Annotated in this window: 26 protein-coding genes; 13 read left to right on the forward strand and 13 right to left on the reverse strand. The window is 63.7% G+C overall.

Features of this window, described 5'->3' with window-relative positions:
* Positions 1–19 precede the first annotated feature (19 nt).
* The 5 genes from I6F31_RS36655 to I6F31_RS05845 are packed head-to-tail and all read left to right on the forward strand — an operon-like array spanning position 20 to position 3864.
* Positions 20–478, forward strand: a complete 459-nt coding sequence (locus I6F31_RS36655; RefSeq protein WP_225185034.1) for a biotin/lipoyl-containing protein — start codon at positions 20–22, stop codon at positions 476–478.
* The gene (gene accC, locus I6F31_RS05830) at positions 478–1833 is read left to right on the forward strand and encodes an acetyl-CoA carboxylase biotin carboxylase subunit (protein WP_225185035.1); all 1356 of its coding nucleotides are present in this window, start codon (positions 478–480) and stop codon (positions 1831–1833) included. Before I6F31_RS36655 ends, accC begins: the two co-directional genes overlap by 1 nt.
* Complete coding sequence (pxpB, locus tag I6F31_RS05835) at positions 1830–2492, forward strand: 5-oxoprolinase subunit PxpB (protein ID WP_225185036.1); 663 nt, start codon at positions 1830–1832, stop codon at positions 2490–2492. The genes accC and pxpB (I6F31_RS05835) overlap by 4 nt, the downstream gene beginning before the upstream one ends.
* Positions 2489–3466 carry a biotin-dependent carboxyltransferase family protein gene (locus I6F31_RS05840; RefSeq protein ID WP_225185037.1) on the forward strand — a complete coding sequence of 326 codons (978 nt, stop codon included), beginning with the start codon at positions 2489–2491 and terminating at the stop codon, positions 3464–3466. Before pxpB (I6F31_RS05835) ends, I6F31_RS05840 begins: the two co-directional genes overlap by 4 nt.
* A complete protein-coding gene (locus tag I6F31_RS05845) occupies positions 3457–3864 on the forward strand; it encodes an acetyl-CoA carboxylase biotin carboxyl carrier protein subunit (RefSeq protein WP_225185038.1) in 408 nt (135 codons plus the stop codon). Before I6F31_RS05840 ends, I6F31_RS05845 begins: the two co-directional genes overlap by 10 nt.
* On the opposite strand, the gene I6F31_RS05850 is transcribed toward I6F31_RS05845, so the two are convergent.
* From I6F31_RS05850 to I6F31_RS05890, 9 genes are all read right to left on the reverse strand, one after another.
* Positions 3857–4624, reverse strand: a complete 768-nt coding sequence (locus I6F31_RS05850; protein ID WP_225185039.1) for a 5-oxoprolinase subunit PxpA — start codon at positions 4622–4624, stop codon at positions 3857–3859. The genes I6F31_RS05845 and I6F31_RS05850 overlap by 8 nt on opposite strands.
* A gap of 91 nt (positions 4625–4715) precedes the next feature.
* A complete protein-coding gene (locus tag I6F31_RS05855) occupies positions 4716–5693 on the reverse strand; it encodes a biotin-dependent carboxyltransferase family protein (RefSeq protein ID WP_225185040.1) in 978 nt (325 codons plus the stop codon).
* On the reverse strand, positions 5690–6385 hold the full coding sequence (pxpB, locus tag I6F31_RS05860; RefSeq protein WP_225185041.1) for a 5-oxoprolinase subunit PxpB: 696 nt from the start codon (positions 6383–6385) through the stop codon (positions 5690–5692). Before pxpB (I6F31_RS05860) ends, I6F31_RS05855 begins: the two co-directional genes overlap by 4 nt.
* 138 nt (positions 6386–6523) lie before the next feature.
* Positions 6524–7618 (reverse strand): ABC transporter ATP-binding protein, encoded by a 1095-nt coding sequence (locus I6F31_RS05865; protein WP_225185042.1) that lies wholly within the window; start codon positions 7616–7618, stop codon positions 6524–6526.
* An 11-nt stretch (positions 7619–7629) separates the two neighbouring features.
* Positions 7630–8694, reverse strand: coding sequence for an extracellular solute-binding protein (locus I6F31_RS05870; protein WP_225185043.1), 1065 nt, complete (start codon positions 8692–8694; stop codon positions 7630–7632).
* A 29-nt stretch (positions 8695–8723) separates the two neighbouring features.
* A complete protein-coding gene (locus I6F31_RS05875) occupies positions 8724–9527 on the reverse strand; it encodes an ABC transporter permease (RefSeq protein ID WP_225185044.1) in 804 nt (267 codons plus the stop codon).
* Complete coding sequence (locus I6F31_RS05880; RefSeq protein WP_225185045.1) at positions 9527–10528, reverse strand: ABC transporter permease; 1002 nt, start codon at positions 10526–10528, stop codon at positions 9527–9529. The genes I6F31_RS05875 and I6F31_RS05880 overlap by 1 nt, the downstream gene beginning before the upstream one ends.
* 147 nt (positions 10529–10675) lie before the next feature.
* Positions 10676–11878 carry a pyridoxal phosphate-dependent aminotransferase gene (locus I6F31_RS05885; RefSeq protein ID WP_225185046.1) on the reverse strand — a complete coding sequence of 401 codons (1203 nt, stop codon included), beginning with the start codon at positions 11876–11878 and terminating at the stop codon, positions 10676–10678.
* Complete coding sequence (locus I6F31_RS05890) at positions 11871–12674, reverse strand: SDR family oxidoreductase (RefSeq protein WP_225185149.1); 804 nt, start codon at positions 12672–12674, stop codon at positions 11871–11873. The genes I6F31_RS05885 and I6F31_RS05890 overlap by 8 nt, the downstream gene beginning before the upstream one ends.
* 237 nt (positions 12675–12911) lie before the next feature.
* On the opposite strand from I6F31_RS05890, the gene I6F31_RS05895 reads away from it, so the two are divergent.
* Complete coding sequence (locus I6F31_RS05895; RefSeq protein ID WP_225185047.1) at positions 12912–13604, forward strand: SDR family NAD(P)-dependent oxidoreductase; 693 nt, start codon at positions 12912–12914, stop codon at positions 13602–13604.
* 83 nt (positions 13605–13687) lie between these two features.
* On the opposite strand, the gene I6F31_RS05900 is transcribed toward I6F31_RS05895, so the two are convergent.
* The 4 genes from I6F31_RS05900 to I6F31_RS05915 all read right to left on the reverse strand — a co-directional run bounded on the left by I6F31_RS05900 (position 13688) and on the right by I6F31_RS05915 (position 16074).
* Positions 13688–13930, reverse strand: coding sequence for a hypothetical protein (locus tag I6F31_RS05900; RefSeq protein WP_225185048.1), 243 nt, complete (start codon positions 13928–13930; stop codon positions 13688–13690).
* A 48-nt stretch (positions 13931–13978) separates the two neighbouring features.
* Positions 13979–14137 carry a nuclear transport factor 2 family protein gene (locus I6F31_RS05905; protein WP_225185049.1) on the reverse strand — a complete coding sequence of 53 codons (159 nt, stop codon included), beginning with the start codon at positions 14135–14137 and terminating at the stop codon, positions 13979–13981.
* A 1-nt stretch (position 14138) separates the two neighbouring features.
* Positions 14139–14672, reverse strand: coding sequence for a hypothetical protein (locus I6F31_RS05910; protein WP_225185050.1), 534 nt, complete (start codon positions 14670–14672; stop codon positions 14139–14141).
* 526 nt (positions 14673–15198) lie between these two features.
* A complete protein-coding gene (locus I6F31_RS05915) occupies positions 15199–16074 on the reverse strand; it encodes a GntR family transcriptional regulator (protein WP_225185051.1) in 876 nt (291 codons plus the stop codon).
* Positions 16075–16194: 120 nt separating this feature from the next.
* Here I6F31_RS05915 and I6F31_RS05920 point away from each other — a divergent pair, with 120 nt between their 5' ends.
* From I6F31_RS05920 to I6F31_RS05945, 7 genes are read left to right on the forward strand one after another with little or no spacing between them, the layout of a single operon-like run.
* Positions 16195–17280 carry a hydroxymethylglutaryl-CoA lyase gene (locus I6F31_RS05920; RefSeq protein WP_225185052.1) on the forward strand — a complete coding sequence of 362 codons (1086 nt, stop codon included), beginning with the start codon at positions 16195–16197 and terminating at the stop codon, positions 17278–17280.
* Positions 17183–18340, forward strand: coding sequence for a CaiB/BaiF CoA-transferase family protein (locus I6F31_RS05925; protein ID WP_225185150.1), 1158 nt, complete (start codon positions 17183–17185; stop codon positions 18338–18340). The genes I6F31_RS05920 and I6F31_RS05925 overlap by 98 nt, the downstream gene beginning before the upstream one ends.
* 41 nt (positions 18341–18381) lie before the next feature.
* Positions 18382–19428 (forward strand): ABC transporter substrate-binding protein, encoded by a 1047-nt coding sequence (locus tag I6F31_RS05930; protein WP_225185053.1) that lies wholly within the window; start codon positions 18382–18384, stop codon positions 19426–19428.
* A complete protein-coding gene (locus tag I6F31_RS05935; RefSeq protein ID WP_225185054.1) occupies positions 19425–20273 on the forward strand; it encodes an ABC transporter ATP-binding protein in 849 nt (282 codons plus the stop codon). The genes I6F31_RS05930 and I6F31_RS05935 overlap by 4 nt, the downstream gene beginning before the upstream one ends.
* Positions 20274–20275: 2 nt before the next feature.
* A complete protein-coding gene (locus I6F31_RS05940) occupies positions 20276–21127 on the forward strand; it encodes an ABC transporter permease (protein WP_225185055.1) in 852 nt (283 codons plus the stop codon).
* A 55-nt stretch (positions 21128–21182) separates the two neighbouring features.
* Positions 21183–21509 carry a glycosyltransferase gene (locus I6F31_RS36660; protein WP_346656465.1) on the forward strand — a complete coding sequence of 109 codons (327 nt, stop codon included), beginning with the start codon at positions 21183–21185 and terminating at the stop codon, positions 21507–21509.
* Positions 21510–21518: 9 nt separating this feature from the next.
* Positions 21519–22184: a glycosyltransferase gene (locus I6F31_RS05945; RefSeq protein WP_346656474.1), complete on the forward strand. Its 666-nt coding sequence runs from the start codon at positions 21519–21521 to the stop codon at positions 22182–22184.
* The last annotated feature ends 284 nt before the right edge of the window (positions 22185–22468 follow it).

Below are 22468 nucleotides of genomic sequence, written 5' to 3' on the forward strand. Positions count from 1 at the left end.
GTCAACGCGGAACGTGACCGTGGATCTCTCCAGAATCGAACAACTCGTCGATCTCGTTACACGCTCTTCCATCGCGGAGCTGGACCTCACGCAGGACGGCACCCGCATCCGCATCCTCAAGCGCGCGTCTACAGACGCGTCTGCGGTTCCGGCCCAGTCTACAAACCGAGTCAAGGTTGAGGCCCCCACTCTCAATCATCAGGAAAGCCCAGCTCCCGCGGCAGCTGCCGACATTGTCGTGCCCGCACCGATGCATGGCATCTTTTACCGGGCTGCGGCGCCGGAGGAGCCACCGCTGGTCGAGGTCGGCGCGCGGATCGAGGCCGGGCAGAAGATCTGCATCATCGAAGCGATGAAGACCTTCATCGACATCGCCGCCGAGGCGCCCGGCGTCGTGCTTGCGGTCCTCGCGGAGAACGGTGAGGAGATCGCAGCGGGTCAGGCCCTGTTCCGGATCGGTCCTGTGAGTTCATCCTGATGTTCGACAAGGTCCTGATCGCCAATCGGGGCGAGATCGCGCTTCGCATCCAGCGCGCCTGTCGGGCGATGGGTCTCAAGACGGTCGTCATTTACTCGGAAGCGGACTGTGACGCGCGCTATGTCGCGCTCGCCGATGAGGCACTCTGCATCGGGCCGGCGCCGGCGAGCAGCACCTATCTCAACGTTGCGGCGATCCTGCTCGCAGCCGAGGTCAGCGGCGCCCAGGCGATCCACCCGGGTTACGGATTTCTCTCGGAAAGCGCGGACTTCGCCGAACGCGTCGCGCGCGCCGGTCTCACTTTCATCGGCCCGCCTGCGGACTGTATCCGCACCATGGGGGACAAGGTCGCGGCCAAGCGCGCAATGCGGCTGGCAGGCGTGCCTTGCGTGCCGGGGCCGGACAGCGCCCTGCCGGATGATCCGGCCGAGGTGCACGTGATCGCGCGGGGTATCGGATATCCCGTCATCATCAAGGCCGCCGGTGGCGGCGGCGGACGCGGCATGCGGATCGTGCGCAGCGAGGCCGCGCTGGACGAGGCGCTGGCGCTGACCCGCGCGGAAGCCAGCAAGGCCTTCAAGAACGCTGCGGTCTATATGGAGAAATTCCTCGAAAAGCCGCGCCATATCGAGATCCAGGTGCTGAGCGACCAGCACGACAATCATCTCTGGCTCGGCGACCGCGACTGCTCGCTCCAGCGCAGGAACCAGAAGGTGGTCGAGGAAGCCCCCGCGCCAGGCATCGACCGCGCACTGATCGAGCAGGTAGGCGCGAGCTGCGTCGAGGCCTGCCGGCGGATCGGCTATCGCGGCGCCGGCACCTTCGAATTCCTTTACGACGATGGCCAGTTCTTCTTCATCGAGATGAACACGCGCGTCCAGGTGGAGCATCCCGTCACCGAGATGACGTCGGGCATCGACATCGTCAAGGCGCAGATCCGGATCGCGCAAGGCGAGCCGTTGGGCATCGTGCAAGGCGACATCGCACGTATCGGCCATGCCATTGAATTCCGCATCAATGCCGAGGACCCCGCCACTTTCGCGCCCTCGCCCGGCACGGTGACGCGCTGGGATGTTCCCGGCGGCATCGGCATCCGCGTCGATTCGCATATCACCGCCGGCGCCACCGTTCCCCGGCACTACGACTCGCTGATCGGCAAGCTGATTGCCCACGGCGTCACTCGCGACGAGGCCATGGCGCGTGCACGCGTCGCCTTGTCTGAGCTGCGCGCCGAAGGCATCCGAACCAATGTGCCGCTGCATCAGGCGATCCTCGCCGATCCGACCTTCTGCCGGGGCGGCTACGACATCCACCATCTCGAGCACTGGATGAATGCGAAGGTGGCCGCGCAATGACGGCGTCCGACCGGCCGCGGATCAGCCTGCTCGGGACGTCAGCTCTCTTGTTCGAGGCACCCGGCGCGTTCGACCTGCCGCATCAGCGGCGCATCTGGGCGCTGGCGGCCACTGCATCGAAATGGCCCGGAATCCGCGAGGCCATTCCTGGCATCACCAACATGATGCTGACTTTCGAGACGCCTCCGCGCGAGCTCGACACCCTGGTCGCCGCGCTCAACGACGGCTGGGACGCGGCGGAAGGCCTCGCGATCGGCGGCCGCGAGATCAGGCTGCCTGTCACCTACGGCGGCGAGATCGGATCGCAGCTCCAATCCGTCGCCGATCATTGCGGCCTCTCCGTCGACGATGTGGTCTCGATCCATGCCGCCCCGCTCTACACCGTATTCGCGCTCGGCAGCCATCCCGGCTATTGCTATCTGGGCGGCATGGACCCGCGCATCACCATGCCGCGCCGGCAGACGCCGCTGCAACGCTCCGCAGGCGGCTCGGTGTCGATCGGCGGATCGCAGACCGGCGTCTCCGCATCGCCCGGCCCTAGCGGCTGGCACGCCATCGGGCACACGAGCTGGACCTTCTTCGATCCGTCCTGGCCGACGCCTGCCGCGCTCGCACCGGGCGATACGATCCGATTCCAGATCGAACGGGTGATCCGGTGATCGAGATCCTGTCAGTCACGGGGCCGGCCAGCGTCCAGGATCTCGGCCGCTTCGACCAGTATCGCTTCGGGGTCGGCACGTCTGGTGCGATGGACGATGTCGCGCTGCGCGCTGGCAACATCCTGCTCGGCAACCACGAGAACGCCGCCGGCATCGAAATCCCGATGCTGCCGTTCAAGCTTCGTTTCGAGCGCGACATGGCCTTTGCGCTCACGGGCGCCGATGTCGAGGCCGAAATCGCGGGACGCGTGATTGCGCCATGGTGGCGGTCGCACGCCCGTACCGGCGATATCTTGATCATCAAGGCAATGCCCCGCGGCGCACGGCTCTATCTGACCGTTGGCGGTGGCATCGACGTGCCCATGGTGCTGGGCTCGCGCAGCACGCAGTTTCGCGGCGAGTTCGGCGGCTGGCACGGACGGCCGCTCCAGGTGGGCGACATCCTGCCCTGCGCCGCGTCGACTTCGACCATCGGCGAGTTCGGGGTCGAGCCGGCCGAGATCACGCTGGCGCGGCCGAACACCGCCGTGGACGAGACCATCGTCAGGGTCGTGATTGCCGGCGAGTATGACGGGTTCGACGCCGCCACGCAGGCGCTGTTCTGGTCCATCAGCTGGAAGATCACGCCGCAGAGCAACCGTTACGGCTACCGCCTGCAGGGCCCCGCCGTGAAGCCGAAGGTGCCGATCGAGAAGCGCTCGCACGGCATCGTCCCGGGCGTGATCCAGATTCCGCCGAACGGACAGCCGATCATCCAGATGCGCGACGCGCAGACGTCCGGCGGTTACCCGAAGATCGCGACCGTGATCGGCGCCGATCTGTGGCGCATCGGGCAGGCGCGGCTCGGCAGCAGGCTGCGGTTCGAGCAAACTGCATATACCGATGCGCTGGCAGCCGAAGCCGAGATGTCGGCCTATCTCGATCGGCTCAGGACCAATGTGCGCCTTGTCGAGGAGACCCGAACATGCCGATAGAGCTGACCGACATCGCGCGTCTGGCGCAGATCCTCGAAAGGTCCGGCGTCGACACGATCGAGATCGAGGAGCCCGGCCAGTCCCTGAAGCTCGTCGTCGACACGGGCCAGCGAATGGCTGCGGCACCGACGCTCGCCGCCCCCGCTGCAGACCGTTCCGTCGTCGCCAAGGCCGACGTCGCAGGGCATTTCCTTGCGGCTCATCCCTGGCGGGACAAGCCGTTCGTCGCACAGGGCCAGCGCATCGAGGCCGGCGCGATCGTCGGCCTCGTCAAGATCGGGCTCTTGTATGCGCCCATCGTGGCACCGGCCGCCGGTATCGTCGATGCCGTGATCGCGAAGACCGGCGCAACGGTCGGCTACGGCACACCGGTCGTGCGCATCCGCCCGCTCAGTTGAGCAGGACGGTTGCGGGCGTGACCTCGCCACCGCCCTGCTCGATCACGCGGCGCACCGTGCCAGCGAGGTTGACCGATCCGGGCGTGTCGCTGTGGATCAGGATCGAGCGCGCCTCGACCTTGATCGACTTGCCCTCGATGGTCTGCACCGTCCCGCTGTCCAGAAAACGCTTGACCCGCTCGGCCACCGCCTCGGTCGAGGTGATGACGGAGTTGGGAAGCTTGCGCGACACCAGGTGGCCGTGCTCGTCATAGGCGCGGTCAGCCAGGAACAGCGTGAGGATGCGCAGGCCCACCTTGCGCGCGGCACGCACGATCTCGGCGTCAGGCTGCGAGAACACGATGAAATCACGATTGATGGTCGCAATCGCACGGGCAACGACATCGGCCATGTCAGGGTCGGCATTGACCATGTTGCCCATCGCGGCATGGAAGCTGACATGGGTCACGCGATGGCCTGCATTGGCCGCGATCGCCTGCAAGGCGCCGATCTGATAGACCATGTGCATCTCGAGCTCGGCGGCATCCATCTGAATCACGCGGCGGCCAAATCCGAGAAGGTCGGGCAGTCCCGGGTGGGCGCCGATCTCGACCCCCTTCTGTTTCGCGAGGCGAACCATGCGATCCATGATGATGGGATCGCCGGCGTGGAAACCGCACGCCACGTTGGCGGAGGAGATGATGCCCATCAGCGCCTCGTCGTCGCAGATGCGATAGTTGCCGAAACCTTCGCCCATGTCCGAATTGATGCCGATTTTCATGTTCGTACCCTGCTCTTGTTATTGTTGACGTCCACTTTCACTTGAGCATGATCCTTTCGGAAAACCGCTTCACACTTTTCCGGATCATGCTCTAAAGCGCTCGATAGAGATCCGCGGTCGCTCGCAACTTCGCGAGGTAGTCGTTGACGGGAGCCATGGCCACAACCGCGTCCTGGTAGCTCACCTCGCTAAAGGCGATGAGCGATCCCGGCGGCGCCTGGCCGAGGCGCCAGAGATCAGCCTGGATCACGGCCGCCATCTTGGGATAGCCACCGGCCGTGTTGGCATCGCTCATCTGGATGATCGGCTCGCCAGCCGGCGGCACCTGCACGACGCCCGCCACCACACCGTGCGAGCGCATCTCGACCGGCGCATCCAATGTCAGCTTGCCGCCGGTGAGACGGTAGCCGCCCCGATCGCTACGGGCGCTGATCTGCCATCGCGTCGACCAGAACGTCGCCTGCATCGCCTCCGAGAACAGGTCGTACTCACCGGCCCGCATGACGCGTATCCGCAGCACGCGGTCATCCGCCGGAGCGGCACCCGCGATCGCGACTTCCGGCGGCGTGACGCCGAAATCGAAGCGACGGTCGCTGCTCTCCGAGGAACTGCCGATCGGCACGACTTCGCCCACCTGCAAGGGACGACCCTCCAGCCCGCCGAAGCCGCCGCGTAGATGCGTGCTGCGCGAGCCCAGCACGCGTGGAACATCGATACCGCCGCCGAACGTGATGTAGACCCGCGCACCACGCCGCGGCGCTGTGATCGCGAGAACGTCGTCCGCCTTCGCCCGCGTGCACCACCACGGCCGGACGGCCGATCCCGCCAGTGTCGCGTCGTGATCGGCACCAGTGAGTGCAAACGCAGCATCTGCCTGGAAGCGCAGGCGGAACGGAAAGGTCTGTATCTCGATGCCGGCCGCATTGTCGTCATTGCCGAGCAGCGCATTGCCGGCGGCGAGCGCAACGGGATCCATGGCGCCCGACGTGCTCACGCCGAAACGACGCGCGCCGTGGCGGCCAAGATCCTGGATGGTGTTGAAGGCGGGGCTGGTCAATATCTCGATCACAGCTCGATCCGATCGATTCTGAATCGGACACGGTCGCCGGGAAGCATGAGCGACGGCTGCTCTGACTTCGAATCGAACATGACGACCGGCGCCCATCCGATCGCGTTCCATCCATTCGGGCTTGTCAGCGCCGCCACCCCTGTCTGCATCCCGCCGATCGTCACCGAACCTGCGCGCATATTGAGCGACGGAACGGATTTGCGTGGCATGTAGATGCGCGGATCGAGGCCGTAGAGATAGCCGAACCCCGGCGAACTCGCGACCGCACAGACGGTGTATTCGCCTTCGCTGTGAATCCTGATCACGTCGCGTTCGGACAGGCCGGCGCGGTTCGCAACCGCCGGCAAATCGAAGCCGAGCTCGCCACCATAGATCACCGGAATCTCGATGAGCTTGCCGTCGGCCTTGCGGCTCGGCACGCGATGCCACAGTTCGACGATCGAGGCGCCGAGCATACCGATATCCGCCGGTGGCTGCTCGAATACGAGCATTACATTGGTGACGCCAATGACGGCCTCCTGGACGTTGGGCCAGGTGGAAACCGCATCCGCAAGAGCCCAGATGCGGCCCTGCTGCACCAGGTCGAAATCACCCGGTGCCTCGACCAGCATTGCAAGCGTGCCGATCAGGCTGATCTTCGGGCTTTTCTCGATCGTGCCGACAAAAGGAGCGTTGGGCTGATTAATCGACAAAAGGGCCTCGCTGGTCGAACGCCCGCGGCGCTGCCACCCCTAGATCTAGTCAAGCGGCGCAAGCCGATCCAAGACGATGTTCGTCTGCGGGTATAAGGGATGTCGATTGCCCGCAGGACGTCGCGCTCGCGTCCGGCTTCAGTGACGCACAATGATGTGATTGCTGGGTGACTCCCACCGCGCCACGACCTCCTCGCCCACCGCGTATCGAAGTCCGGCCTGCTGCGACTGGTTCTGCTCGAATACGATGATCTGAGTGCCACTCGGTGTCTTGAGGTAGTAGTGACTGACGAACCCGCGATAGATGGCCTGGTCGACGCGCGCCGTGACGCTGTTGGCGCGTTGCGCCGCCGGGCTCTGGCCAACGCGCTCGACCACGATCGCCTCGGGCCTGATCGAAACCATCACGTCGCTGGCCGACGACGGGATCTGGTCAACCTGAAGGCTGAGTTCGGGCGACACACGAATGACCGCCCCGCCGCCGTTGCGCTGCTCGACGGGCCCCTGAAAAAGATTCGACGCGCCGATGAACTGCGCGACGAATTTCGAGGCGGGACGCTGGTAGATTTCCGTCGCCGAGCCGACCTGCTCGAGCTTGCCGTCGCGCATGACCACGATCTTGTCGGCCATGGTCAGGGCTTCGTCCTGGTCGTGGGTGACCATGACGGTGGTCAGGCCGAGCCTGCGCTGAAGGGCGCGCAGCTCGACCTGCATGCTTTCGCGAAGTCCCTTGTCGAGCGCCCCGAGCGGCTCGTCGAGCAGCAGCATGGCCGGCTCGATCACGAGGGCGCGCCCCAATGCGACGCGCTGCTGCTGGCCGCCGGAGAGTTGCGCCGGATAGCGCTTGCCGAAGCTCGAGAGCTGCACGAGGCTGAGCGCCTCGGCCACCTTCCTTGCGGCATCGGCCTTGGATATGCCGCGCATCTCGAGGCCAAAGGCGATGTTCTCCTCGACGGTCAGATGAGGAAACAGCGCGTAGTTCTGGAACAACATTCCGACATTGCGGCGATGCACGGGAACGTCGGTCATCCTCTTGTCGTTCACGAAAACGTCGCCGGATGTCGGGCGGATCAGCCCGGCGATCATGCGCAGGCAGGTCGTCTTGCCGCATCCGCTCGGACCAAGCAGCGCCACCATGTGGCCTGGCTCGATCGTGAGCGAGACGTCGTCGACCGCACTGGTGCGGTTATATTCCTTGCTGAGGCGGTCAAGCCTGACTTCGGAAGACCTCATGGCAGCCTGTCCTAGCTCGTGAACACCTGGTTATAACGCTCCAGCCACGGACCGCGACGCGGAACGATGAACTTCCAATCCGGCGTGAACAGTCCGAGATCGGTCGCCTTGGTGTCGGGATAGGCCAGGAACTTGGCCGTCTCCGGCTTGAAGTCGATGCCGCCCACTGAGGGTGCACTGAGCGTCTGCTCGGACAGCATCTTGGCGACCGAGGGCTCCAGAATGCGGTTGATCAGGGCACAGGCGAGCTCGGGCTCGGGCGCATTCTTGACCAGCGTCATGCTGTTGATGCCGGTGAACGCACCTTCCTTGGGAAAGGTCATGTCGATTGGCATGCCCTTCGCCGTGTGCGGATAGATCGCCTTTGAATATTCGATGCCGCCGATCGTCGCCTGGCCCTGGGCCACCTGAAGCACCTGCGCCTCGCTGTCGTAGATCGTCAGGACGTTGGGCTTGAGGGTCGCGAGCTTGTCCCAGCCGCTATCGACCAGGTATTGCGCCTCCTTCAGCGGCTTGCCGGTCACGAGCGCCGTCGCCACGATGAGCATGAGCACACTCTGGGTGTTCTTGGGCGTGTTGAGCAGGATCTGCTTGCGATATTTCGCGTCGAAGATCTGCTCATAGCTCTCGAGCGGCTTTGTCACCTGCGGATTGATGAACATGGCCGCACTGGAGATCGAGAAGCCGACGCCATAGCCGTCCTCGAAGAGATAGCGCGGATAGACCTTCGCAAGGTTGGGAATCTTGGCCGCATTGAGCTTGTCGATCAGCTCCTCCTGCTTGGCCTGCGGGATGCCGACGTCGTCCATCATCATCATGCTGAACCGCGGCGTGTCGCGCGTCGCGCGGAGGGCAGCGATGTTCGAAAGCGTTGCGCCTTCGATCGTGAAGACGCGGCATTTAAACTCGGCCTCGAACTTGGGAATGACCTCCTTCTGGATCAGCTTGCCCAGCGCGGAGTTGTAGACGCCGACATGCAGTTGCTTGGTGTCCTGCGCCCACGACCGGCTGATGATCGCCGGGAATGCAACCGCGGATGCACCGGCCTTAATGAGAGTCCTACGTGTCAGCTTCATGGGTCCAATCTCCATCTAACCAATGCACATCAGGCAGCCAACGCGCGGCGAAGGCCGACCAGTTTCTCCAGCAGCAGCACGCCGACCATCGCCATCAGGATGATGATCGTCGACATCGCCGGCACGGAAGGGTCAAAGACGTTGACCAGTTGCCGCATCAGGACGAGCGGCACGGGCGAGTACTCCGAGTTCGCCAGCCACATCGTGACCGGGTAATTGTCGAAGGACACCATGAAGGCGAACAGTCCGCCGGCGGCGACGCCCGAGGCGATCTGCGGCAGCGTCACGCGCCAGAAAGTCGTCAGCCGGTTTGCGCCGAGGGTGCGCGCGGCATCCTCCAGGTTCTCATCCACGAGCTGAAGGCTGGTGACGACGGTGCGGATGACATAGGGCGACGTCACGACCACGTGCCCGATCAGGAGGTTGAGGCGCGCATCCTGCGAGCCAAGCCTGGTCAGGACCTGAAGCAGCGCCAGGCCCGTGACCAGCGCCGGGAAAATCAGCGGCGACAGCAGGAACCCCTTGATTGCTGCCAGTCCAAAGAACCTGCCGCGGACCAGCGCAAAGGCCGCGGGCACGCCGAACAGGAGCGAGCCCGCGGTCGTGCCGAGGGCGAGGAGAATGCTCAGCCTCATCGCCTCGAGGAAGTCGCGGTCCTGGAGAACCTTGGCGTACCATTTCAGCGTGAAGCCCTGCGGCGGGAACGTCACGAAATAGGAATCGGAGATCGACGCTGCCATGACGAGGAGCAGCGGCGCCAGGATGAACAGCATCATGCCGGCAGTGATCGTGTAGAGGATGAAGGCGCCGATGCCGGAAAACCGCTCGTCCATCACTCGGGCCTCCTCAGTCGCCGGCCTTCCAGAAGCCACATCGAGACGCCGTTCACCGCAAGGACAAGGCCGACGAGAACGACGGCGATCGCGGCGCCGAACGGCCAGTCGTAGACGACGAAGATCTGCTGCTCGATCAGATTGCCGAGCATGACCGCCGAGGCGCCGCCAAGGATCGCGGGGATGACGAAGGAGCCGGCGGTGAGCGAGAACACCAGGGTAAAGCCCGCCACGAAACCGGGCATGCTCAGCGGCAGCGTTACGCGGAGGAACACCTTCCACCATGGCGCGCCCAGCATCCGGGCTGCATCTTCGAGGTTGGGATCGATCTTCCCGAGTGCCGAGGCCAGCGGTAGAACCATCATCGGAAAGAACACGTGCAGCGATCCGATGACGACGGCGGCCTCGGTGTAGAGGACCGATATCGGTGCGTCGATGATGTGCAGTGTCATCAGCATCCAATTCAGCATCCCCTTCGGACCGTTCTGAAGCACGAGTTGCCAGCCGTATCCACGAACCACCACGCTCACGATCAGGGGGGCGATGACGATCAGGGTAATGATGCGCGTGACCATCGGGCGGCTCTTGACCATCACCAGCGCGACCGGATAGGCGAGCACCGTCGCAAGCACCGAGGTGACGATGCTAGTCCGCAGCGTCGTCCAGAGAACGCGGGCATAGAGCTCGACGTTGATCAGACGGGCGTAGTGCGCCAGCGTGAACGGGCGGCCGATGATGCCGCGGCTGTCCTGGGTCTGGATGCTCGAGAGCAGCAGCCCCAGCGCCGGATAGAAGAAGAAGTACGTGAGGAACGCCAGCATCGGGACGGCGAGAAGCCCGACCGGCAGAGCCAGACGCCACCGCGATGCCCGCCGGGTTGCCGGTGGAGCTTGAACACCTAAGACTGCCACCGCATCGTCGCTGGTGGTCATCGCTGGCCGTCCTCGACTGCGCAATCCCAAGGCATACCCCTCTGCTGCACAAAGCTTATGCGTCGGCATCCTACAGGACCAAGAACATCTTCGTTGGGGGGTATCAGGATGGATTATGACAATTGGTTCGGCAAACTGCTCCGATCTTGACCGATGAATGCCGCCCGCTGCATCTTTCGCACTGCACCAGCGGCGCGCCGCCATCGCGATCCGCGGTCAGCGCAGGCCTTCGCAAAAAGTGGCGATGCGTCGGCAGCCCTCCTTGAGTGATTCGGTATCGGTCGCGTACGAAATCCGGAAGTACGGGCTCATGCCATAGGCGCTGCCCGGGACAGCCGCGACATGGTGTTCTTCCAGCAGAGCTGCAATGAAGTCGGCATCGGTATCCAGCCGTCGCCCGCCCTTCGTGGTCTTGCCGATGCAGCCCGCGATGTTTGGAAACACGTAGAAGGCGCCTTGCGGCTTGTGGCAGGTAATGCCCGGAATCTGATTGAGCAGCTTGACCACCAGATCGCGGCGGTCGCGATAAATGTCCGCGCGCTCCTTCAGGTAGTCCTGCGGACCGTCCAGGACCGCGACGGCCGCCGCCTGGCTCAGCGTGCAGATTCCGCCGGTCGCCTGACCGTGGACATTGTTCATCGCCGCAATCAGGTCCTTCGGACCGCCGCAATAGCCGACCCGCCACCCGGTCATGGCGTAGGCCTTCGACGCTCCGTTCACGGTCACGACGCGATGCTTCAGCTTCGGCTCGACCTCCGCGATGGTGCAGAACTCGAAACCGTCATAGGTGAGATGCTCGTAGATGTCGTCGGTGAGAATCCAGACATCGGGGTGCTTCAGCATGACGTCGGCGATCGCGCGCATCTCCTCGCGCGTGCAGGCAGCGCCGGTCGGATTGTTGGGAAAATTCAGGATCAACCACTTCGTTTTAGGCGTGATGGCCGCCTCCAGATCCGCGGGGCGGAGCTTGAACTGGTTGTTCTCCGGGCAAGGCACCGCGATGGGCGTCGCCTCCGCAAGGAGAACGATGTCGGCATAGGTGATCCAGCCTGGCGCCGGAATGACGACCTCGTCGCCGGGATTGCAGGTCGCGAACAGCGCGTTGAAGATGATCTGCTTGCCGCCATTGGCGATCAGGATTTCGTCGAGGGCGTAGTCGAGATTGTTCTCGCGCTTGAACTTGCGCTGGACCGCGGTCCGCAGCGCGACGGTTCCCGGCTGCGCCGGATACTTGGTATCGCCTGCGAGGGCGGCCCGATGTGCGGCCTCGATCGCGTGCGGCGGCGTCGGAAAATCGGGCTCGCCGGACGACAGGCCGACGATCTTGACGCCGGCATCCCGGAGCTCACGCGCCTTGTCCGTCATCGCCGCCGAGGCCGACACCTTCACGGTCTTGAGGCGGTTTGCGAGTTCAGGCATTATCGGCTCCACTTCTCATCTCTTTCAAACGCGCGGCCTCGGATCGGCTCGCAAATCGCAGTTCACCGACGACCTGGAACGTGGGTACGACCTCGATCGTCGCGACGTTCATCCGCGCCGGCGATCCGACCGCGAACGCAATGGCATCGGCGATGTCTTCGGATTGAAGTGTCTCGAATGCTCCGACGAAGCGGGCATCCGGATTGTCGGCAGCGTTTTGGTTCTGGAAGATGCTCGTCGCCACGCGCCCGGGCGAGACTTCGGTGACGCGAACACAGGTGCCGTAGAGATCGACGCGCAATTGCTGCGACAGCGAATGAACGCCAGCCTTCGTCGCGTGATAGGCCACGGACGAATTGAATGTAGTGGCGTTCTCGCCGAAAGCGTAGTGGCCGGCGATCGACGAGACGTTGACCACGTGGCCGCGGTTGCGGTGCGCCATGCCCGGTGCAATCAGCCGCGTCAGGTGCAGGACCGCCCGCAGATTGACGTCGACCAGCGTGTCGACATCGTCAGGGACTGTATCCATAATATTGCTGCGCCGGGACTGGCCGGCATTGTTGACGAGAACATCGAATTCGGCCGAACTCGCAAGGCGCTTCAAAGCGTCGAGATCGTTCACGTCAACCGCGCATGCGTGACATCCGGTCTCAGCTGAAAGGCTGGCCAGCCTGCGAACGTCGCGCGCCAGTGCGTGAACCTCAAGCCTCTCGGCGCGGAGGCGACGAACCGTTGCAGCCCCGATACCTGAGGATGCACCCGTCACCAACGCCGTTCGGTAGTCTGAAAATCCCATCCGCAAGGGGCTTTCTTGCAGTCAGCCAGAGCGGCGGGAAGCTACTTGCGGAGATCGGCGCACGCATACAGCAGATTTATTCTGCCCTCATAAGGACATCCAATATCCTGCTCCGAGCCGCACACCCGCGAGCCATAAGCATGCCCAATGCAGGCAGACTGAATTTCTCTTACTGTCCTCGTACGCATCCCCTTACATTTCCCTCGGTGCTTGGCTCGCGGCAGGAGACGGACGCGGATGTTGGAAGTCGGCAATCGGATCGTCATGGTCTCCGGGGCTTCGCGCGGCATCGGACGCGCCGTCGTTGACCGGCTGCTGGAATCGGGCTTTCGCGTATCGGCGGGGCTTCGCGATCCGAGCCGCCTCACCGAAAGCGAGAGGCTCATGACGCACCGCTATGACGCCGAAGACGCCAAGAGCCCGACCGCCTGGGTCAACGCAACGGTCGCGCGGTGGGGCGGCGTCGACGCCATCGTCAACGCTGCCGGTATCAATCCGAAGGTCCGTGTCTCCGACGAGGGCGAGAACGAGCTAGATGAAATGTGGCGCGTGAACGTCAAGGGTCCCCTGCGCCTCGTCAGAGCAACCCTGCGCCATCTGGCGATGTGCGGTCATGGCCGGATCATCAATCTGGGGTCTCTCGCTGGAAAGCGCGTGGGGAGCAACGTTGGCTACGCCATGACCAAATTCGCCGTGGTTGCACTCACCCACGGCATTCGCCGCGAAGGACGCGCGGCCGGCATTCGCGCGACTGTGATCTGCCCGGGCTATGTTGCCACCGACATGACGCTGAACGACGACGAGATCCCCCGCCACGAGATGAGCCAGCCGGGCGATATCGCCCGCCTTGCGGAAACCGCACTCATGCTGCCGAACAATGCCTCAGTCTCCGAAATGCTCGTGCACTGCCAGTTCGAGCCGATGCTCTGACCCGGAGCGGCGATGGTCGCTGGCCATGGCAAAGGCTGACCTGTCGATAGTGGCAACGCCAACAGGCGGTACGATGAAACCCGCTATTCGCAAGCAAGATGATACCCGCGGCCACGATAGTCGAAATCGACGAGCTGGCAGATCCGCGCGGAGGCATCGGCCGGCGCCGCATAATAGGCCCTGATTTCCTTGATGCGTCCGTCGTCTCGTCGAAGACGTACCATTCGTCGCCGCGAAGCGCGGTGCTCTGCTTGCGCTTCCAATGCGTCCATTCGATCACGGCAACCGGCGCCGTCGGCGAGCAAAGTATCTTCTCGATCGTCCATTGCGAGCCGAGCGTCTCGACGCACCAGATCCATTTGCGAGCGATGGTATCAGCCGCCACGCAATGGAATGTCCGGCAGGCCAGGCGGAAAGTAGTGCACAGCGTCCGCGGTGAAGCAGGCTGTGAGGCCGTCATAATCAGCTGCATTGCAGGCATCGAAATAACGACGGATCGTCGCCTCCATGGCGGTGGGCGATGTCTTGCTCATCTCATGCTCCCGCCCGGATCGTCGTTGCTCTGGCCGGATCTGCTCCGGCGCCTCTTCCATGCCTCGAAGTCGGCGCGTATGGCCGGTGTCGGCGGGTAGACGCCGTAGAGTGGCTCGCCGGCCGAGATGCGATACGACAGTACTTCTCCAGCTGGTCGCGCCGCTCGCAGAGATCGGCCATCTCGGCCGCCAGATGCAGCGGCACAACCGTAACGCCGTCGCCATCACCGACGATGATATCGCCCGGATAGACCGCGACGTCGGCGCAGGCGATCGGGACGTTCAGATCCGCGACGCGATGATACGACAAACGCGTCGACGCCGTGACCTGCCGCGCATAGGCCGGGAAATCCAGCCGAGCCAGCTCCTGGCCGTCACGAAACGCACCGTCGGTCACGATGGCGGCTGCGCCGCGCACCTTCATCCGCGTCGGCAGCATGGCGCCCGCCGATGCGGCCCGCGGATCGTTGCGGCTGTCGATCACCAGGACATGGCCGGGCGGAATGCTCTCGACCGACTCCGCTGCTATACCCAAACTTCAAGAGGTCCTATTCTTTCAGTGTTTAGCCCTGTACTACCGTGCGCGCACGATCCGTCCTCGCGATGTGCAGGATATCGTCCATTGAGCGGAATGGACTATCGTCGGCCATGATGGGCACGCTCGAGGTCGTCCCGATCTGGATGATTGGCTTTGTCGGGATCGCAGCTCAGCTTGATGTTAAGGAGGACATCGACTGGGGCCCGTCGACGTACGGAGAAACTAAGACGCGTGCGCCCCGCGCTCGATCGCGGGCCTCGCGCTAACGCTCGCGGCGTTCACGCCGTCGCCTGGCCCGTTCGGCGGGCTCCGGCAGCGGAGGGACCGGCGCATCTACCTTGCCGGCCGGCACAGTATCCATAACCTGATCAGCGCCGGGGCGCGCTTCCATCAAATTCCAAGACGACCACAGCAACACAGCCGCTGCAGCACGGGCACTGGCATTGTTTTCCGAGGGAGTTTTCCAACCAAGCCAAAAACCCATATCAATAGCCCTCAGCGAAAACTCCAACCGGATGGAGCGTCAGGACAGACCTGCTATCAGCGGGCGTTGCAGGTGTTTTGCCATCAGCCGCGCCGCCTCGGCATAGCGCCGTGCTTCCAGAGCGTCGAGCAGGCGCAAATGCTCACGGACGTGCCGGCGCATGCCGTCGCGGTCGGCGAAGCTGCGATACGCGAACAGACGTCTGATCGAGTTCACCCGCTTGAGCGCTTCGATGAAGAACGGATTGCCGGCCCCGCGGATGATCTCCTCGTGGAAATCGCAGCCGGAGTGAAAGATCTCACCGATCGTCATCTTCTCGAGCTCGCCTTCGAGGACACGCAACTGGCGCTCGCGCAAGCGTGCGATCACCTCTTGCGGAATCATGAAGTCGGGCTGCGCGATGGCTGCCGGCTCGATCACGGAGCGAAACGCCGTGGCCTGGGCCAAAGCCTCGGGACTCGAGACGGTCTCCGCAAAGCGCCAGCCATACCCCGGCAGGCGTGCGATCCAGCCCTCGGCCGCGATCCGGTCGAGCAGCCGCTGTAGTTCGGCCCGGCTGAGGCCATAGCGGCGCATCAGCTCTGCTTCGGTGACGTCGGCGGGTAGCCGTGTTGCGAGTACGTCGCCTGCAATGGTTGCATAAACCTGCTCGTTGCGCCTGACCGCCGCGAGCGCCGGCTGGGCAGCGCCGCTGGTGGGATTCTTTGCCAGCACAAAGCCGCGATGCGGCTCGCCGCGCGCCAGTCCCGCCGCTTCCAGAGCCTTCAGGCCGAGCCGGATCGGCGCGCGTGAAAGGTCGAGAGCATCCGCAAGCCTTTGTTCGATCAGGCGGTCTCCGGCCTTCATGCCTTCGCGGCGGGCGAGCGCCATAATCAGGCCGGCGAGATGTTCGGCGCGCTCGGAACCGTTCTTCACGCTGCGCTGTCGGGAACTGTCGGATGCAATCATTGCAGTGCACGCAAGTTTAGGGCTTGACAGAGTGTCCCACGGATTGTTCTTTTGTGCAACAATATACAATCATCTGGAGGAGACCCGATGGCGCGCGAGTCCGACGTCCACATTTGCGAGGTGGCCCCTCGCGATGGTCTTCAGAACCTGGACGTCTTCGTCCCTACCGACGCCAAATGCGCGCTGATCGACACGATCGCCGCGGCGGGCGTACGCGAGATCGACGCCGGATCGTTCGTCCCGCCAAAGGTCGTGCCGCAATTCGCCGACGTCGATGCGGTGATGGCGCATGCGCTCACGCACAAATCGACTACCATCGGCGCGCTGGTGCCGAACCCGAAGGGCGCCGAGCGCGCCATCGACGCCGGCGTCCACGCGGTCTATTTCGTCATCTCGGCCAGCGAGACGCACAACCGCGCCAACGTGCGCCGCTCGGTCGACGAGCAGGTCGAGAGATTTCGCGCTGTCCACACCGCGATCGATGCCCGGCCGGCCGGCCAGCGGCCGCAATTAATGGGCGCGATCTCCACCTCCTTCGGCTGCTCGCTGGAAGGTGAGGTGAGCGAAGCGGCGGTATGCCGGGTCGCGCGCGCCTTTGCCGAAGCGCGGGCCGACGAGATCGGGCTTGCCGACACCGTCGGTTATGCGACGCCGAAATCCATCCGGCAGATCGTCACGGCGGTGCGGCGCGAGGTCGGGTCGCAAATGATGCTGCGGCTGCATCTGCACGATACGCTCGGCGCCGGCTTGGCCAATGCCGTTGCCGGCCTCGAAGCGGGTATCCGCCGTTTCGATGCCGCAGTGTCTGGCCTCGGCGGCTGTCCCTTCGCTCCGGGCGCACGCGGCAACATCGTCACCGAGGATCTGGTGTTCATGCTGGAGCGCATGGGACTCTCAACCGGCATCGACCTCGACCGCCTGATGCAGACGCGCGAGATTCTCGCCCGCCACATCCCGGCAAACCATCTGACCGGGCATCTGCACGAGGCCGGAATCCCAAGGTCCTGCGGAGGGCGGCATGACGGCCGCAGCGCGCGAGACGGCATCGGAGCTTCGTCCGCTGGCGGGCCTTCGGGTGATCGAGTTCAGCCAGATGGTGATGGGGCCGAGCTGCGGCTTGATCCTCGCCGATCTCGGCGCCGACGTGATCAAGGTCGAACCCCCAAAGGGTGACCGCACCCGCACCTTCAAGGGGCCCGCCGCCGGCTTCTTTGCGACGTACAGCCGCAACAAGCGCAGCATCGCGCTGGACACGTCGACAGCGCAGGGCCAGGACATCGCACGCAGGCTGATCGCGAGCAGCGACGTTCTGATCGAGAATTTCCGGCCGGGCCTGTTGAAGCGGATCGGCCTCGACTACGAGAGCGTCGCGGCCTTCGCGCCTCGCCTGATCTATTGCTCGCTCAAGGGCTATCTGCCTGGCCCTTACGAGAATCGCCTGGCCCTCGACGAAGTCGTGCAGATGATGGGCGGCCTCGCTTATATGACCGGCTTGCCCGAACGTCCGATGCGCGCCGGCGCTTCGGTCAACGACGTCATGGGCGGCATGTTCGGCGTGATCGCGATCCAGGCCGCACTGGCCGAGCGGCAGCGCACCGGCCGGGGCCGCTACATCCAGAGCGCGCTGTACGAGAACAACGTGTTCCTGATGGCGCAGGCCATGATGTGCGAGGTGGTCAGCGGCCAGCCCTCGATCCCGTATTCGATCAAGGACAGCCCGTGGCCAGTTTACGACCTCTTCGATACCAGGGACGGCTCAAAACTGTTCGTCACCATCGTCGGTGAAGAGCAATGGGAAGCGTTTTGCCGCGCCTTCGATCGCGAAGCCTGGCTCTCGGATCCTCGCTTTGCGAGCAGCAATGACCGCGTCGATCATCGGAGCTGGCTGATTCCCGAAATCGCGAAGATCTTCAAGCAATGGGACAAGGCCGATCTGGCAGCGCGGCTCGAGCAGCTCGATCTGCCCTACGCCCCGGTGAACAAGCCCGGCGATCTCTTCGACGATCCGCATCTCAACCGGTCGGGTGGCCTGACCGACATTCGGCTTCCTGACGGCCGGGAGGCCAAGACGCCACTGTTGCCCATTTCCATGGACGGAATGCGTCTGCCCAATCGCTACGATCCTCCCGGGATCGGTGAGCACAGCGGCGAGATCCTGAGCGAGATCGGCATGTCACCGAATGAGATCGAACACCTGAGACAAGCAGGGACGATCAAGGTCGCGCCGTCCTGACCGACCGCGCGATTGAACAAGAACCAACGGAGGAGGAGCACATGAGCATTTCCAGGCGCCAGGCGCTGATCGCGGGCTCCGCATGGGCCGGCGCATCGCTACTGCCGGGGCAATTGCGTGCCGAGACCAAGCAGGTCTCGCTCGCTTTCGGGCCGGTGTCGCCGGTCTACGCCATCGGCATGATCGCGGAGCTGAAGGGGTACTTCAAGGACGAAGGACTCGATTCCAAGCTCGTTACCGGCAATGCCGGCACATTCGGCCGGCAGACGCTGGCGGCGGGACAGGCGCTGTTCGCGCATGGCGATGCCAGCCATCCGCTCCAGCTCGGTGCGCGCGGCAAGCCCTGCAAGATCCTGCTCGCGACCGAGATGGTCTGCTCCTACGCCAACATCATGGTCCGGCAGGACCTCTACGACAGCGGCATCAATTCGGTCGAGGAGCTCACGGAGTACAAGCGCCCCGATGGCGCCAAGCCGATCGTTGCTGCGACCGCCATCGGATCGGGTACCTGGGTGTTTGGCACCTATGTGTTCGAAGCGCGTGGACTCGGCAACAAGGTGAACTGGGTCGCGGGCGGCGGACCCAACACGATGTTCCCTTCGCTGCAGACCAAGCAGTTCGACGCCATCATGGCGCCGCCGAGCTGGATGGTCGAGGTCGAGAAGAAGGGTTTTGGCCGGACGATCTACGACACGTCGAAGCCTGGCGTGTTCGACAAGGATTTCGGAGGGACGCTGCCCGTGCTCGTGATCTACACGCTCCAGGACACGGTCGAGCAGGACAAGGCGATCGTGCAGTCCTACGTCAACGCGATCTACCGTGCGATGGCTTTCGTGAAGGCGACGCCGCTCGCGGAGGTGCAGGCGCTGGTCACGCCGAAATATTTCTCGGGCATCGATCCCGATGCGGTCAGCGCCGAGCTCGGCTTCGACAAGTCGACCTGGGTCTATGACGGCGTCATCGACAAGGCTTCGTTCGAACGCGGCGCCAAGCCCTGGTACCGCAAAGGAACCGACATTCCCGAGACCAGGTACGAGGATGCGGTCGACATGAGCTTCCTTCAGGCGGCAAGGGCGAAATTCAAATGAACGCCGCGCCAGGCAAGGGCCTCGCGCTCCCGAACGACGAGGATCAAACAGTGGCGGCGCGCACGCGCATCGCCGTGCAGGGGCTCTTCAAGCGCTTCAACGCCTCCGGGCGCGAGTTCGTGGCGGTGGATGACGTCTCCTTCGAGGTCAAGCAGGGCGAGTTCGTCGCGCTGCTCGGTCCATCCGGCTGCGGCAAAAGCACCATTCTCAACATGGTCGCGGGGCTGTTGCCGCGCTCCGGCGGACGCATTCTGATCGACCAGGACACGGTGGAGACCGGCAAGGTCAACCCCAGGGTCGGCTATGTCTTCCAGCGCGACACGCTGTTTCCCTGGCGAACGGTGGAGCAGAACATCGGCTATGGGCTGGAGATCGCGGGAGTGCCGAAGACCGAGCGCTCCGGGCGCGTCGCTTCGGCGGTCGAGAAGGCCGGCCTTGCAGGCTTTGCGCAGAGCTTTCCGCGCATGCTGTCCGGCGGCATGCGCCAGCGCGTCGCCTTGATGCGCACGCTGATCTTGGAGCCCGAGATCCTGCTGATGGACGAGCCGTTCGGTGCACTCGACACCCACACCAAGCTCGAGATGCACAAGACGCTGCTGGAGATCTGGGAACGCGAGCGGCAGACGGTGCTGTTCGTAACGCACGATCTTGGCGAAGCCTTGACGCTGGCGAGCCGCATCATTCTGCTCTCGGCGCGCCCCGGGCGTCTCAAGGAAGACTTCGACGTCGCCATTCCGCGCCCGCGCGATCCCGTGGCCGTGCGCGAGACGGTCGAGTTCGGCCGACTCTATTCCCACGTTTGGCATTCCCTCGGCGAAGAATTCCGCCGCACCAGGGCCGATTGACCATGTCCAACAGCCGCGCCGTCATCCTGTTCTGGCAACTTGCCATTCTCGCAGCTATTCTTGTTGTCTGGCAGTGGGGCTTCGAATGGAGCAAGGCGCTGTTGCCGAAGGCCTATGTGCCGAAGATCCTCGACCCCTATTTCGTCGCCAAGCCATCGCTGATCTGGCAGAGTTTTTTGCGGCTCGGTTGCTTCTCCGACGCGGCCGGCTTTACCGCCTGCATCACGGGCAGCGACAACAATCTGTGGCTTGCCACACTCATCACCCTGAAGAACACTTGGTGGGGCTTTCTGTTCGGCTCCGCGAGCGGCATCGCGGCCGGCCTGATTCTCGGCCGTTCCGATTTCCTTTCCCGCGTGTTCGGCCCCTACATCGTGGCGCTCAACTCCATCCCGCGCATCGCGCTGGTGCCGCTCGTCATCCTGATCTTCGGCCTCGGTGACCTCTCCAAGATCGCAACCGCCTGGCTCGTCGTGTTCTTCGTGGTGTTCTTCAACACCTTCGAGGGAACGCGCGCGGTCGACCGTGATCAGATCGCCGCCGCCCGCCTGCTCGGCGCCAGCGAATTCAGGGTACTACGTACCGTCGTGATCCCATCCGCGCTCGCTTGGGTGTTTGCCTCGCTCGTGCCGGCCGTGTCCTTTGCCCTGATCGGCGTCATCGTCGGCGAGTTCATCGGCGCCGAACGCGGTCTCGGCAAGCTCATCATCGAAGCCGAGGCGCGGGCCAATGCCAGCGAGATGATGGTGGCCATCTTCGTCATGATGTTCGTGGGCATCCTGCTGGCGATCGCGGTGCGCTCGCTGCAGTCCTACCTCTTGCGATGGCAGCCGCAATTCGAGTCTCCGATGTAAGGCGAACGCGACGTTGGTCGCGATGTAGCGGATCAACGACGAGGAGGTGACTGGCGTGGAATCTGTCGCGAGCGAGCTGCAGGCGCGCGGAGCCGCAGCGGTAACGCTGCTCGTCGAGCTTGGGCACGACGTCACCTTGTTCGCGAGCGGCGATTCCAGGACCCGCGCTACACTTTTCCCCGTCTGGCCCAAGGCCCTTCGCCTTGGGCCGCCACTCTCAGATCCGAATGCGGCTTTGGCTGCCCAGTTGGAAGCTGTATCCAATTGCACTAACCAGTTCGACGTGATTCACGCCCACATCGACTGGCTACATCTGCCCATGCTCAGTCGAGCAGGAGTGCCATTCATGACGACGATGCACGGCCGTCTGGATCTCCCGTGATTGCCGGCCGTGATCGCGAAGTTTCCAGAGGCTTGCTTCGTATCCATCTCAGATAATCAGCGCCTCCCGCTCGCAAGCGCAAACTGGTCTAGGACGGTGTATCATGGGCTGCCCATTGAGCAGTTCCGCGCCTCATTCGCTCCCGGATCATACCTGGCTTTTCTTGGGCGATTGACCGCCGAAAAAGGTCCCGAAGATGCAATTCGCATTGCGCTCGCGGCAAAAATGCCGCTTCGGATTGCTGCCAAAGTCCCTCGCGCCGAAAGCGGGTATTTCAGAGAGAAGATAGACCCCCAAATCGATGGCAAGCAAGTCCAGCTCGTCGGCGAGGTAGATTGCGACTCGAAACAGCCGTTCCTTGCAGGGGCCGCTGCTTTGCTCTTCCCGATTAGGTGGCCTGAACCGTTTGGACTGGTGATGATCGAGGCGATGGCCTGCGGAACGCCGGTCATAGCCTACGGGTCCGGCTCGGTACCCGAGGTCATAGAGGAAGGCGTGACCGGGTTCATCGCCGAAAACGAGAACGAAGCAGCTGACGCTGTGGCGCAGCTTGAGCCAATCGATCGTAGGCGCGACCGCGCGCGTTTCGAAGAGCGCTTCACGGCGGAGCGAATGCCACGCGATTACTTGCGCACTATCGCGGTCTCTCGGCGCGGTAAATTGCAGCATCATTGATGGTGGGCGCTCTATCGCGCTAAGCGGCTCATTTTCGGCCAGCATACTTCTTTGCTAGCGAGGAGCTGACTCCTGCCGGGATCCCACATCTGATCCTAAGGCACTTCTGGTCAGCCCCGGCGATCTCCGGATCGCCTACTGTTGGCTACCACTGCCGCGCTCAATCGAGGGTGGCTTGGCGAACTCGACAAGGCTCGGGCTCGCATAGATCTTCTGTAGGAGGTTTTCCTTGCTCTTGACGAAGTCGAATTTGAAGCCGGGCCGCAGCCAGCTCCCTCCTTCTG

The organism is Bradyrhizobium sp. NBAIM01, from assembly GCF_020194115.1.
GTDB lineage: Bacteria > Pseudomonadota > Alphaproteobacteria > Rhizobiales > Xanthobacteraceae > Bradyrhizobium > Bradyrhizobium yuanmingense.